The 12,684-nt window shown below is 72.6% G+C and carries 12 protein-coding genes; all 12 read left to right on the forward strand.

What is annotated here, in order from left to right; all coding sequences use genetic code 11:
• The first annotated feature begins 82 nt into the window (after positions 1–82).
• The 12 genes from P3T37_RS02875 (at position 83) to P3T37_RS02930 (ending at position 12,658) form a co-directional block, all read left to right on the forward strand.
• Positions 83–3,607: a BTAD domain-containing putative transcriptional regulator gene (locus P3T37_RS02875; RefSeq protein WP_280721779.1), complete on the forward strand. Its 3,525-nt coding sequence runs from the start codon at positions 83–85 to the stop codon at positions 3,605–3,607.
• A 230-nt stretch (positions 3,608–3,837) separates the two neighbouring features.
• Positions 3,838–4,875 (forward strand): LuxR family transcriptional regulator, encoded by a 1,038-nt coding sequence (locus P3T37_RS02880; RefSeq protein ID WP_280721780.1) that lies wholly within the window; start codon positions 3,838–3,840, stop codon positions 4,873–4,875.
• Between the two features lie 127 nt (positions 4,876–5,002).
• Complete coding sequence (locus P3T37_RS02885) at positions 5,003–5,872, forward strand: diiron oxygenase (protein ID WP_280721781.1); 870 nt, start codon at positions 5,003–5,005, stop codon at positions 5,870–5,872.
• Positions 5,869–6,705: a hypothetical protein gene (locus tag P3T37_RS02890; RefSeq protein WP_280721782.1), complete on the forward strand. Its 837-nt coding sequence runs from the start codon at positions 5,869–5,871 to the stop codon at positions 6,703–6,705. Before P3T37_RS02885 ends, P3T37_RS02890 begins: the two co-directional genes overlap by 4 nt.
• Positions 6,702–7,097 carry a holo-ACP synthase gene (locus P3T37_RS02895; RefSeq protein WP_280721783.1) on the forward strand — a complete coding sequence of 132 codons (396 nt, stop codon included), beginning with the start codon at positions 6,702–6,704 and terminating at the stop codon, positions 7,095–7,097. Before P3T37_RS02890 ends, P3T37_RS02895 begins: the two co-directional genes overlap by 4 nt.
• Positions 7,098–7,113: 16 nt before the next feature.
• On the forward strand, positions 7,114–7,347 hold the full coding sequence (locus P3T37_RS02900) for a phosphopantetheine-binding protein (RefSeq protein WP_280721784.1): 234 nt from the start codon (positions 7,114–7,116) through the stop codon (positions 7,345–7,347).
• 21 nt (positions 7,348–7,368) lie between these two features.
• Complete coding sequence (locus P3T37_RS02905; protein WP_280721785.1) at positions 7,369–8,193, forward strand: SAM-dependent methyltransferase; 825 nt, start codon at positions 7,369–7,371, stop codon at positions 8,191–8,193.
• The gene (locus P3T37_RS02910) at positions 8,193–9,167 is read left to right on the forward strand and encodes a 3-oxoacyl-[acyl-carrier-protein] synthase III C-terminal domain-containing protein (protein ID WP_280721786.1); all 975 of its coding nucleotides are present in this window, start codon (positions 8,193–8,195) and stop codon (positions 9,165–9,167) included. Before P3T37_RS02905 ends, P3T37_RS02910 begins: the two co-directional genes overlap by 1 nt.
• Positions 9,167–9,433, forward strand: a complete 267-nt coding sequence (locus tag P3T37_RS02915; protein WP_280721787.1) for an acyl carrier protein — start codon at positions 9,167–9,169, stop codon at positions 9,431–9,433. The genes P3T37_RS02910 and P3T37_RS02915 overlap by 1 nt, the downstream gene beginning before the upstream one ends.
• Positions 9,430–10,260, forward strand: coding sequence for a hypothetical protein (locus P3T37_RS02920; protein ID WP_280721788.1), 831 nt, complete (start codon positions 9,430–9,432; stop codon positions 10,258–10,260). Before P3T37_RS02915 ends, P3T37_RS02920 begins: the two co-directional genes overlap by 4 nt.
• The gene (locus tag P3T37_RS02925) at positions 10,257–11,630 is read left to right on the forward strand and encodes a condensation domain-containing protein (RefSeq protein ID WP_280721789.1); all 1,374 of its coding nucleotides are present in this window, start codon (positions 10,257–10,259) and stop codon (positions 11,628–11,630) included. The genes P3T37_RS02920 and P3T37_RS02925 overlap by 4 nt, the downstream gene beginning before the upstream one ends.
• Positions 11,627–12,658 carry a polysaccharide deacetylase family protein gene (locus P3T37_RS02930; protein ID WP_280721790.1) on the forward strand — a complete coding sequence of 344 codons (1,032 nt, stop codon included), beginning with the start codon at positions 11,627–11,629 and terminating at the stop codon, positions 12,656–12,658. Before P3T37_RS02925 ends, P3T37_RS02930 begins: the two co-directional genes overlap by 4 nt.
• Positions 12,659–12,684: the final 26 nt, after the last annotated feature.

The raw sequence follows: 12,684 nt of genomic DNA on the forward strand, positions 1-12,684 counted from the left end.
GCGGGAGCGGCCGCGCACGGCCCGCAATGCCGCCGCCGCCGGTCACGGTCGACCGGTCGCGGTCATCGGATGAGGGGATGCCATGTCAGAGAGGACGTCGGCCACGGGGCTTCCCTGGGGAGGTCCGGCGGGAGAGCGGGGTCCGTTCGGCCCGGAGATCCAGTCGTTCCGCAGGCGGGCCGGGCTGAGCCAGGAGGAGGCCGCGTTACGGGCCGGGATCAGCACCAGGGCGCTGCGCGACATCGAGCGCGGCCGGGTCCAGCGGCCCCAGTCGCGCACTCTCCAGCGTCTGGGCCAGGTGCTGGGGCTGACCGGCGGCGAGTTGGCGGAGTTGCTGGCGGCCGCCCGTACCGCGCCACCGCGCGTCGACGGGCGGCCGCGCCTGCTGATCCTCGGCCCGCTCTCCCTTCAGCGCGGCCAGACGCCCGTACCGGTCAGCAGCCCGATGCTGCGCCGCCTGCTCGGACTGCTGGCGCTCAAGCACCCCGAGCCGTCCACCCAGCAGGAGATCACCGACACCCTCTGGCCGTCCGGGCCGCCGAGCTCGCACCAGAGCCTGATGCACACCTACATCAGCCAGGTCCGCCAGCTGCTGGAGCCCGCCGGTCTGCGGACCGCCCCGCCGCCGACCGTGGTCCGCACGCCCACCGGATACCTGCTGCAGGCGTCCCGGAACCAGATCGACCTGGGCCAGTTCGACGAGTTGCTGGCCCAGGCGAAGCACGTGCACCGCGCGCCCGACCCGAGGGCCGCGTACGAGTCGCTGACGCAGGCCCTCCAGCGGTGGCGGGGGCCCGTGCTGGCGGACGCGGACCCGGTGCTGCGCCTGCATCCGGCCGCGGTGGCGGCCAACGAGCGGCGGGTCGAGGCGGTGCTGCTGCACGCCGACACGGCGCTGCTGCTGCGGCGGCCCGAGGAGGCCGTCCGGGTCCTGTGGGACATGGTGAACACCGAGCCGCTGCACGAGGGTCTGCACGCCCGGCTGATCCTCACCCTCGCCAGCTGCGGGGAGCAGGCCGCCGCACTCAACGTGTTCAGCCGCCTGCGCGACCGGCTCGACGAGGAGTTGGGCATCGCGCCCAGCGCCGAGGTCCGCGACGCCCACCTGCGGGTGCTGCGCCAGCAACTGCCCCTCGCGCAGCGCCCCGAGCACCCCGCGCCCGCCGAACGCATGGCGCTTCCCGCCCAACTGCCCGCCAGGACCGGCCCCTACGTCGGGCGGCGGCGGCAGCTGCGGGACCTGGACGCCCTGGTCTCGCCCGACCCGGCCGGGCGCTCGCACGTGGTGGCGGTGGTCGGCGCGCCCGGAGTCGGCAAGACCGCCCTTGCCACCCAGTGGGCGCACGCGCGGCGCGAGCACTTCGAGGACGGGCAGCTCTTCGTCGACCTGCGCGGCCATTCCGCGCTCCCGACGCTGCGTCCCGCGGACGTCCTGGCCCAGTTCCTCCGGGCCCTGGGCGCCCCGCCCGACCAGCTGCCCGCGGACGAGGACGAGGCCGCGGCGCTGTACCGCACGCTGCTCGCCGACAAGCAGATGCTGATCGTGCTGGACAACGCGCGCGACTCCGAGCAGGTCAGGCCTCTCATCCCGGGCGCCCAGCGCTGCGCGGTGGTGATCACCAGCCGCAGCCGGCTCGCCGGGCTGGTCGCGAGCGACGGTGCCCGCCAGCTCGTGCTGGACGTGCTCGATCCGGACGAGGCCCGCCAACTGCTCGCCAGCACCGTCGGCGAGAGGCGGGTCGCGGCCGAGCAGGAGGCGGCCGACCGGCTCGTGAAGGTGTGCGGCGGCCTGCCGCTGGCCATCCGGATCGCCGGTGCCAACCTGCTGGCCCGCGACGCCGCCATCGCCGACTACTGCGCCGAGCTGGCGGGCGACGACATGCTCAGCCGGCTGCACATCGAAGGGGACCGGCGCTCGACGGTCCGGGCCACCTTCGACCTCTCCTACCGCGCGCTCCCGGCCGCGGCCCAGCGGGTGTTCCGGCTGCTCAGTCTGATGCCCGGCCCGGATCTCACCGTGCACGGCGCCGCGGCGCTGGCGGACTCGACCTCGGCCGAATCGGCCGGACTGCTGGTGAGTCTGACGGACGCCCATCTGGTGCAGGAACGGGCGGCGAGCCGGTTCGGGCTGCACGACCTGCTGCGCTCCTACGCCCGGGAGCTGGTCAGCAGGGAGGAGGCGCACGCCGCCCGGCAGCGGCTCTTCGACTGGTACCTCTACCACACCGAAGCGGCGGCCCGACTGCTGTACCCGGCGGAGCCGGCCTCGGACCCGTGCGCCGGCGCGGCGCCCTCGGCCGCGCTGGTCCTCTCGGACCACGGCCAGGCCGCGCAGTGGCTGGACAGCGAGCGGGAGAACCTGGCCGGCGCCGTCCTCCAGGCGTCCGGCGCCGGCTTCACCGCCGTCGCCTGGCGGCTGGCGGAGAGCCTGCACGGCTATCTCTCGGTGGGGAAGTACACCGGCGACTGCCTCAAGGTCGCGACCGCCAGCCTGTTCGCCGCCGTCGCCGACGGCGAGCTGCGGGCTCAGGCCGCCGCCCAGTTGCGGCGCGGCGAATGCCACTGGGTGCTGGCGAACAACGCGCAGGCCCTGGAACTGTTCGGCAGTGCGCTGGAGTTGGCGCGGCAGGCGGACTGGCTCGACGGGCAGGCGCTGGCGCTGCGTCGGATCGGCGCCGCGCACCAGGAGAGCGGCGCCATGCGGCTGGCCTCCGATTACCTGTCCCGGGCCCGTGACCTCACCCGGCCCGGCAACGGCGCGGGGACCGCCGACGACGTCACCAACCTGGGGTTGATCTGCTGGAAGCTCGGGCGGCTGCACGAGGCCGCCGAGCACTTCTCGCATGCGGCCCAGCTCTTCCGCGACCTCGACTCCTCCGGTGGGGAGGCGGTCTCGCAGACCAACCTGGGGATCGCCTACCGCGCGCTGGGACGTCCCGGGGACGCGATCCGGGTGCTCGGCGAGACCCTGCCGATCCACCGGAGGAACGGCAACAGGCTCAGCGAGACGGTGGCGCTGTGCGGCCTCTCGGGCGCGTACACCGACCTGGGCGACCACTCCACCGGACGGCTGCTGGCCCACACGGCCCTCTCCGCCGCGCAGGCGCTGCGCAACCGGAGACTGGAGGCCAACGCATTCCTCGTCCTGGGCGCCACGCAGGAGCGCGCACACGATCTGACCGAGGCGGCCGACAGCTACCGGGAGGCGGTCCACCTCGCCGAGGTGGTGAACGACCGCTTCCCGCAGGTCGCCGCGCTCGTCGGGCTCGGAGGGGTCCAGGCGCGCCTGGAGCCGCAGGCCGCCCTGCCCACCGCGGAGCGCGCCGTCACGCTCTCCCGCGAGGCGGAGTTCCGGATGCTCGAAGGCTGCGCGCTCAACGTCCTGGCCTGCGTACGGATACGGCTGGGCGACTCGCGGAGCGCTGCGGAGATCGGACGCGACGCGCTCGCCCTGCACCGCGAGACCGGGCACCGGCCGGGCGAGGCGCGCAGCCAACTGGCGCTCGGCTACGCGCAGTCGGCCCTCGGCGCGCGGGGCGAGGCGTTCGAGCACTGGCGCGAGATGCTGCGGCTCTCCCGGGCGATGGGCGGGGTCCGGATCCGCTGAACGCCGGCCCGGTCACAACTGCTCCGGCAGTTGCCCGAGTTCTGCCGGTTCCCGTGGGACGAGCGGCGGCGACCGGCAGAACCGCAGGTCAGCAGCGGCACGTTCGGCCCGGGTCGGTCTCCCGGGGACTGCCGGTCCTCTGGTCCGACTGTAGGGGCCCGACCAGGCGGGCTCCGTACGGTGGTGGCACCCAAGGACCGTTTCCCCGTGCCGATTCATGAGGTGACACGTTGTCAGAGCTCACGGTGCCCTTCGCCGCACAGCCCAGACGTCAGGAAGGGGTCGGCGAGGTGGACGAGTTCGCGGTCGCGTTCTACGAACGCGCCATCGGACGCGCCGACTTCACCCCGTCCGGGATCGCCGAGGAGCTGGGTGTCCCGTTGCGGCGCGCCGAGCAGGCGGTCGGCGTGCTGCGCGAACTGCGCCTGGTCAAGCCGGTGGAGGGCGGCGCGGACCGGCTGGTCGCGGTCAGCCCGGAGGCCGCCCAGATGGAGCTGCTGGTCCCGCTGGAGTGGGAGATCCACGACAGCCGTCGCCGACTGGCCGGATTCAAGGGTCAGTTGAGCTCCTTCGTGGCGGCGTATCAGAAGCAGGCCAGGAGCCGTGCCGAGGCGGTGGTGATCACCGACGACCCGGAGGAGATCGAACTGCGGCTGCTGGAGGCCGCGCAGGGCTGCACCACCGAGGTCCTGGTGATGCAGCCCTGCGTGGCCCGCGAGACCCGCGAGTTGCAGCTGGCCCGTCCGCTGGTGCTGGAGGCGCTGCGGCGCGGCGCGCAGGGGCGGATCCTCTACCCCCACACCGCCCGCGGCGACTCCGACACCCGCGCGCACATCGGCGAACTCCTGCCGGCCGGTGGGCAGGTGCGCACCACCAAGGAGGTGCACGACCGCTTCCTGGTCTTCGACCGCAGGACTGCGTTCATCCCGGCCGGTGAGGGCGACGCGATCGCCGTCGTCTACGAGGGCGCGGTCGCGGCCTTCCTGGCCGGACTGCACGCCCGGGCCTGGGAGTCCGCCTTCGACGTCGACTCCGGCGCGGCCGGTTACGCCGGGACGCTGGAGGACCTGAAGGCGACTCTGCTCGACCTGCTGGCCTCCGGCGCCAAGGACGAGGTGGTGGCGCGCCGGGTGGGCATGTCCGAGCGGACCTTCCGCCGCCATATGGCCACGATCATGCAGGACCTGTCGGCCACCAGCCGCTTCCAGGCCGGCGTGCTGGCCGCCCGGACCGGCCTGGTCGACCTGGTCCTGAGGAGCGCCGCATGAGCCGGTTCGCCCGCCTCGCGTTCACTGACCGAATTCGGCAGCCGGTTTCGGGCATTGAGAAGCCGGTACCGGAATCCATACGCTGGAATCACCAAAGAGCCCCCGAGGCGAACGGAGACATCGCGCGATGGTCAGCGATGTGATCGACCGAGACGACCGGTTCCGGGGAATCCTGGACCGGCTCGCCACCAAGTCGATCGACGACTACTACAACCCGTACCGGCTGTTCGAGTGGCCGGACCGACTCCCCGAGGACATGTGGTGGATGAGCCCGGAGCTCACCACCACGTACGGGACGGAATGGGCCGAGAAGCTCACTCCGCAGCAGCTCCGCACGCTTTCCAAGCACGAGAGCATCAATTTCTACAGCCTCAACGTGCATGGCATCCGGGAACTGCTCATCGAGGTGGTCGGCCGGATCCACACCGCCGGTTTCGAAACGCCGTCGGAGTTCTTCCACCATTTCATCGGTGAGGAGAACGAGCACATGTGGTTCTTCGCCGAATTCTGCCTGCGCTACGGCGGGAAGATCTACCGGCAGCCGGCCGGCGCGGAGGCGACCGCCTCCTCGGCCAAGATCCAGAGCCTGCTGGTGTTCGCCCGCATCCTGATCTTCGAGGAGCTGGTCGACCACTTCAACTCGGCGATGGCCGAGGACGAGCGGCTGCACGAGACGATCCGCGGCATCAACCGGATCCACCACCAGGACGAGTCCCGGCACATCGCCTTCGGCCGCGAGCTGGTCGACCTGCTCCACCAGGACCTGTTGCAGACCGCCACCGAGCAGGAGCTGGCCGACATCTCCGGCTACCTGCGCCGCTACCTGAAGCACAGCTTCGACTCGCTCTACCACCCGCAGGTCTACCGGGACGCCGGCCTGGAGCGCCCGCACGAGCTGCGCCGGGCCCTGCTGGACTCGCCGGCCCGGGCCGAGGCCGAGCTGCGCACCTTCCGCAAGACCACCAGGTACCTCGAAAGGACGGGACTCATCCGATGAACCGCCTGACCGGGAGCGACGGTGCACCCGCACTGGCCATCCTCGGGCCGCAGGCCACCCGGCTCGTCAAGGAGCTCGACCGGGTCTTCGCCGCATGGGGCCTCGCGGCCGGCGCCGAGGAGATCAGCGCCCCGCCGCTCTTCCCGGTGACCGACCTGGAGAAGTTCGACGTCTACACCAACTTCCCGCAGCTCGCCTGGGTGGCCGGCTCGCTCGATCTGACGAATGATCAGTTCAAGCCGGTGGAGGGCAGGTTCGGACCCGGCGCGGTGAGCGAGGCCCGGTACGGACTGCCGCACGCGACCTGCTACGGCGCGTACCTCTTCCACGAGGGTGACCAGGTCGCCGACGACACCCTGGTGACCCTGGTCAACCGCTGCTTCCGCAACGAGGATCACTACAGCGGGCTGCGCCGCCTCGCCAGCTTCCAGATGCGCGAGATCGTCGCGCTCGGCAGCTTCCAGCACACCCAGCAGGTACTGGCCCGCTTCACCGAGCGGATCCAGTCCTTCGCCGCCGCGCTCGGGATCGACCTGGGCAGGGTGCCGGCCGCCGACCCGTTCTTCCGCAACGACAGCGGCCGCGCCCTGCTGCAGAAGCTCAGTCCGGTCAAGTACGAGTTCCAGTACGGCGACCTGGCGATCGCCTCGGTCAACACCCACCGCAACTTCTTCGGCGAGCGGTGCGGCATCCGGTTGGAGTCCGGCGAGCACGCCTACACCTCCTGCGTGGCCTTCGGGTTGGAACGCTGGCTCGCTGTCCTGACCGAGCACTTCGACGAGGATCTCGACGCCGCGCTGGCCGCCGTGCGCGCCGCCGCCGACCCGTCGTGAGCCGGCCCCGGATCGGCGTCGACCTCGTACCGCTCTCCCGGGTCAGCGAGCTGCTGGATCCCGAAGTCGGGCCGGTGCTCGGGCGGTTCCTCTCCGCCGAGGAGTCGGCCGCCTCCCGGACCCCGGACGGTGCACCCGACCACGCCGGGATCGCCGGACGGCTGGCCGCCAAGGAGGCCGTCTTCAAGCTGTTCGGCGCCGTCGGACGGCCGGTGCCCTGGCAGGGCATCGAGATCCTGCGCGGTCCCGGTGGCCGGCCGGTGGTCCGACTCTCCGGCAGCGCAACCGAGTTGGCCACCAGCGTCGGACTCGGCCCGATCGACGTCAGCATCAGCCACGACGGCGGCTTCGCGATCGCCGTCGCGGCCGCCACCACCTCAGCAGATCACTGATTCCGAAGGGAATGCCATGAGTTCCGCAGGTATCGACAAGGTCCGGGACTGGATCCTCGGCCGCCACCCCGACCGCACCGAGCTTGCCGCCGACGTCGACCTCATCGAGAGCCGGCTGGTCGACTCGCTCGCCTTCGTCGAACTCGTCTACACCATCGAGGATGCCGCAGGCATCGAGATCGACTTCGACGCCATCGACATCGAGGACTTCCAGACCCTGGCGACCATCGAGAAGGCGTTCTTCGCCTGATCCCGAGGAGGGGTCTTCACCATGGATGCAGTCTCGTACACCGCACAGTGGATGGCCGCGGCCCGCGCGCAGGAGTCCGAGCGCGATGACGCGCTGTTCGTCGACCCGCTGGCTCGCGAACTGGCCGCGCCCAGGGGCTTCGAGTTGATCGAGCGCTACGCCGGCGGCGGCCTGCTGCCGTTCATCTCCATCCGGACCAGGTTCCTGGACGACGCCATCCGGGAGATCCTCGCCGAGAGCGGGATCCAGCAGGTGGTGCTGATCGCGGCGGGCATGGACACCCGCGCGTTCCGGCTCGACTGGCCGCAGGGCACCGAGGTCTACGAGGTCGACCACGCCCTGCTGATCGCCGAGAAGCGCCGCCGGCTCGACGCGCTGGGTGCCGAGGCGCGCACCGACCGGCGCGAGGTCTCCGCCGACCTCACCCAGGACTGGCTGCCCGCCCTGGAGGCAGCCGGCTTCGACCGCGACCGCCCGACCCTGTGGGTCGCCGAGGCGCTGACCTTCTTCCTCACCGAGGAGCAGGCCGCCGGACTGCTGCGCCTGCTCGCCTCCGCCTCGGCCCCCGGCAGCCAGCTCGCCTTCGACATCCTCGGGCGCGCCCTGCTGCGCAGCCCGTTCTCGAAGCCCTTCCTGGACACCCTCGCCGCCGACGGGACGCCGTGGATCTTCGGCACCGACGAGCCCGAGGAGTTCCTGACGGCGAACGGCTGGAAGACCACCGACCTGCGCGAGCCCGGCCAACCCGGCGCCGGCGAGGGACGCTGGCCGTACCAGGTCCAGCCGAGGAACCGCCGCGGCGCCAACCGGCTCTGGCTGATCCGCGCCGAGATCGCGACGGCCTGATGAGCCGTCCGATCGCCGATCGCCGGATCACCCTGGAGCGGATCGAGTCGTACCTGCCCGAGCGCAGTGTGCGGATCGAGGAGTTGGGCGAGCGGCTGGGCCTGCGCCGGGCCGAACTCGGCGTGTTCCGCAAGTTCTACGGCCTGGACACGCTCCGCTTCGATCCCGAACTCCCGCTGCTCGACCTGCTGCGGCCCGCCGCGCGCAGCGCTCTGGCCGCCCTGCCCGAGGGCGGCCGGGTGGACTACCTGGCCTACGCCCACGTCACCCAGGCGGTGGCCCCGGCCGACGTGGACATCGCCCAGCTGGTCGCCGACGACCTCGGACTGGCCGGCACCGAGGCATTCGGCCTCAGCCACCAGGCCTGTGTCAGCAGCCTGGGCGCCATCGAGGTGCTCGGCGAACTGCTGCGCGCGGAGGGCGGCGAGGGCGCGTACGCCCTGATGGTCACCGGCGAGCAGGCGTACTCGCCGATCGTCCAGCACGTCCCCAACACCGCGATCATGGCCGACGCCTCGGCCTCCTGCCTGATCACCCTGGACGGCGCCGGCGACGTGGTCCGGTCCTTCGCCCTGCGGACCCTGGGCGAGTACGCCCAGTGGCTGGAGCTGACCCCCGAGCAGAACACCGAGTTCGGCGAGCAGTACGGCGCCAGGATCGCCGAGGTCATCCAGCAGGCCCTGGCGGAGGCCGGGTTGACGCTCGACGAGGTCGACCTGGTGATCCCGCACAACGTCAACAAGCTGGCCTGGCGGCAGACCGTCAAGGAGTTGGACGTAGCAACGGAGAAGGTGTTCCTGGACAACGTCCCGCGCTTCAGCCACACCTTCGCCTCGGACGTCTTCGTCAACTACACGACCCTGCGGGACGCCGGCCGCCTGGTGGACGGCGCCCACTACCTGCTGGTCTCCGTCGGCCTGGGCGCCACCTTCGGCGCGATGGTGATCACCCACCGCGCGGCGGGAGGGATCTGATGAACCGTCAGAAAGTACTGGCCGTCATCGAGAAGGCGCTCAGCGAGGTGCTGGAGCGGCCGATCTCCGGGCTCACGGAGGAGACCGCGCTCTTCGACGAGCTGCACCTCGACTCGCTCGCCGTGCTGGGGCTGCTGATGACCGTCGAGGAGGCGACCGGGATCTCGGTCGACCCGGAGAAGCTCGACATCGACCACCTGCGGACCATGCGCTCCTTCGCCGACTACGTCGAGGCCGCACTGCGCAGCGCGAAGGGGACCTCATGAGCGCACTCGCCGTCCGGGCCGCCGCCGCGGTGCGCTCGCCGCAGGGCCGGGCACCGGGCCAGGCCCCGGCCGCGCTCGACTACTACCGCGACCTGCTCGCTCCCTTCGGGGCGAAGCCGGACGAGGAGTTGCTGAGCCGCGGCTCCCACGTCCACCACCGCGACCTCGCGGACCTGCTCGCCGCCGACGTCGGCGTCGGCCGCAGCCGGCCGGAGCTGCTGATCGTCACCCACGCCCTCCCGGACGTGGTGCCGTTCACCGCCGTCGCGCCGTACCTGACCGATCGCCTCGGCGGCCGGGCGACCAACTTCGCGATCGGCCAGCAGGGCCTGGCCGCACCCTTCACCGCGCTGCGGATCGCCTCGGTGTACCACAGCGCGGGGCGGGCCGCGGAGGTGGTGCTGGCGGTGCTGGAGCAGACCACCCTGCCGACGGCCTTCCCGCTGGTCCAGCAGACCCCGCTGGTCGACTCGGCCGCGGCGCTGGTCCTCGGGGCCTCCACCGGGGACGGCCTGCGTTTCGTCCGGGCGCACTCGGCCGCTTCGGCGGCGGCCGCCCTCGGCGAGGGCGCCCTGGGCCGGGACGTCGGTGAGGACGGCACGCTGCTGGTGCTCGGCCCCTGGGTCACCGAGTCCGTCCCGGAGTGCACCGCGGTGCACCGGGCGGCGCCGGGCAGCTACTGCACCAGCCTCTGGCTGGAGCTGGCCGACCACTGGCAGGAGTGGCAGCAGACCTACCGGCGGATCGTGCTGTGCGACACCGACCCGCGCTCCGGCCGCAGCCACGTCGCACTCTTCGCAACCGAAGGGGAGGTCGGAACACCATGACCACGGTCAACGAGCGGACCATCAGACTGGACTCCGCGCGAGCCGGGACCGGCCCGGCCACCTGGGGGCAGCGGGCGATCTGGGGGGTCGTCACCCGACTGGGTGACGACGCACCCCGGTACAACCTGCCGATCGACCTGCCCGTCACCCCGCCCCGCCCGGTGGCCCGCGTCCTCGCGGACCTGACGGAGCTGCTCCGGCTCCACGACAGCCTGCACACCAGGCTCCTGCCGGACGGCGCGGACGGTCTGGAGCAGGTCGTGGACGGCAGCGGCGAGCTCGCGGTGCAGGTCCGGCAGTGCGCTGCGGCCGAGGCCCCGGCCGTCAGTGCCGATCTGCTCCAGGAGCTGGCCGGGCGCTCCTTCGACCACGCGCGGCAGTGGCCGCTGCGGGTCGGCCTGGTGGAGTGCGAGGGCGCGGTCCACCGGCTGGTGCTGGCCGCCTCGCACGCCGCGATGGACTACTGGGGGCTGGGCCGGCTGCTCCGCGACCTCCAGTCCATCGAGTCAGGGGAGAGTGCCGAGTCGCTGCGCCGCTCCCGCCCGGCCCAACAGCCGCTGGAGGCCGCGGAGTTCCAGGCATCGCCGATCGGCCGGCGCCGGGACGAGGCGGCCCGGCGCTACTGGTGCGAGCAGCTGGCCGCCGGCCCCCGGCGGATGTTCCGCGAGCCGGCAGCGCCGGAACTCGCCGCCGATCCGGACCGGCGCTTCCCCAACGCGGTGCTGCGCTCGCCCGCGCTGGCGGTCGCCGTCGGGCGGGTGGCGGCCGGGCTGGAGGTGAGCGACGCCGCGGTGCTGCTGGGGGCGGCCTCGCATCAGCTGGCCAGGATGTCCGGGAGCAGTGACGTGCTCTTCCAGGTGGTGGTGGGAAACCGATTCCAGCCGGCCGCCGCCGCGTCGGTCAGCACGGTGGCGCAGGAGGCGGTGTTCCTGCTCACGGATGCTGACCGGGACTTGGCGGACGTGGTGCGGCGGACGCGGTCCGTCTCGTTCAGCGCGTTCCGCCACGCGGGGTACGACAAGTGGGCGCTGGAGCGGGAGGTGGCGCAGCTGGTCGAGAAGGGGGAGGCGGCCGACCACTCGTACTGGTGGAACGACACCCGGGACCCGGGCGTCGGGCCGTTCGACACCGTCGAGCAGCCGCGGGCCGCGCTGGGCGAGCTGATCGGGCGGACCGAGCTGAGCTGGCCGACGCAGTTCCCGCCCCGCAGGAACGTCTCGGTGGCGGTGGACGTGCTGACCGCCCCGGGCGCCCTGGACCTCGCGATGACCGCCGACCCGGCGGTCCTGACCCGCGAGGGGATGGAGCGGTTCCTGCGCGGGGTCGAGGGGCTGGTCGTCGGCGAGGCGATCGCGCTGGGGGACGGATGACCGTGCGGTACGCGGGAATCGCCTGGACCGGCGCGGGCTACCGGGTCGAGGTCCTGGACGGCGCCGGGCGCCGGGCGGTTGAGCCGAGCAGCTGGGGTGCCGACCGGGTCGCCGAACTCATCGCCTGGCTGCGGGACCTGGCGGGTGGGCCGACGCCGGCCGTGGTGCTGGAGAGCACCAACGGCCTGCTGGACGGGCCGATGACGGCGGCCGGTCTGGAGGTCTACCGCGCGGACCCCTGGCTGCTGCCGCCCCGGCCGCGGTTCGGGTCCGTCCCGGCCGACCGGCTGGTGGAGCTGGCCCGCAGCGCGCCCGGCAGGCTGACCCGGGTGACCGCCGAAGGGGGCAGCCTGACCGGCCGCGCCGAGGAGTACTTCGACGGCGTGCGGCGCGGCGAGCCGATCCGGGCGGCGCTGACGGCGGCCGGACGCTGCTTCGAGCACGGCCGCCGGGACACCCCGCGGGTCGCGCTCACCTTCGACGACGGCCCCGATCCGGTGCACACCCGCCAGGTGCTGGAGATCCTGGAGCGCTACGGCGCGCGGGCGACCTTCTTCTGCGTCGGTCACCATGTCGCGGCGCTGCCCGACGAGGTGCGCCGGATCGCCTCGGCCGGCCACGAACTGGGCAACCACACCTGGTCGCACCCCTTCCTGCTCGACCTGACGCCGGATCAACTGCGCGAGCAGCTGGACCGGACGGCGGAGGCGGTGGTCCGGGTGACCGGCCAGGTCCCGACCCGGTTCCGACCGCCGTACGGCGCGCTGAGCCCCGAGGTGCTGGCCGCCCTGGAGGGGCATCCGACCACCCTGACGCTGTGGGACGTCGACTCCCGCGACTGGTCCAGGCCCGGGCCCGAGCGGATCGCCGCGACCGTCCTGGACGCCGCCGGGCCGGGTTCGGTGGTGCTGCTGCACGAGGGCGCCGGCGATCGCGGCCAGACCGTACAGGCCCTTCCGTCGATCATCGAGGGCCTGCTCGATCGCGGCCTGGACCTGGTCACCGTGGGAGAACTGCCCGCACCGTGAACGATCTACGACCGAAGGATCGCACC

It is taken from the genome of Kitasatospora sp. MAA4 (assembly GCF_029893355.1).
In the GTDB taxonomy this organism is placed as follows: Bacteria; Actinomycetota; Actinomycetes; order Streptomycetales; family Streptomycetaceae; genus Kitasatospora.

Coding starts and splice junctions, on each gene's coding strand:
- P3T37_RS02885 (WP_280721781.1), top strand. CDS start 5,003: ATGGTCAGCGATGTGATCGACCGAGACGACCGGTTCCGGGGAATCCTG.
- P3T37_RS02905 (WP_280721785.1), top strand. CDS start 7,369: ATGGATGCAGTCTCGTACACCGCACAGTGGATGGCCGCGGCCCGCGCG.
- P3T37_RS02925 (WP_280721789.1), top strand. CDS start 10,257: ATGACCACGGTCAACGAGCGGACCATCAGACTGGACTCCGCGCGAGCC.
- P3T37_RS02915 (WP_280721787.1), top strand. CDS start 9,167: ATGAACCGTCAGAAAGTACTGGCCGTCATCGAGAAGGCGCTCAGCGAG.
- P3T37_RS02900 (WP_280721784.1), top strand. CDS start 7,114: ATGAGTTCCGCAGGTATCGACAAGGTCCGGGACTGGATCCTCGGCCGC.
- P3T37_RS02920 (WP_280721788.1), top strand. CDS start 9,430: ATGAGCGCACTCGCCGTCCGGGCCGCCGCCGCGGTGCGCTCGCCGCAG.
- P3T37_RS02890 (WP_280721782.1), top strand. CDS start 5,869: ATGAACCGCCTGACCGGGAGCGACGGTGCACCCGCACTGGCCATCCTC.
- P3T37_RS02930 (WP_280721790.1), top strand. CDS start 11,627: ATGACCGTGCGGTACGCGGGAATCGCCTGGACCGGCGCGGGCTACCGG.
- P3T37_RS02910 (WP_280721786.1), top strand. CDS start 8,193: ATGAGCCGTCCGATCGCCGATCGCCGGATCACCCTGGAGCGGATCGAG.
- P3T37_RS02875 (WP_280721779.1), top strand. CDS start 83: ATGTCAGAGAGGACGTCGGCCACGGGGCTTCCCTGGGGAGGTCCGGCG.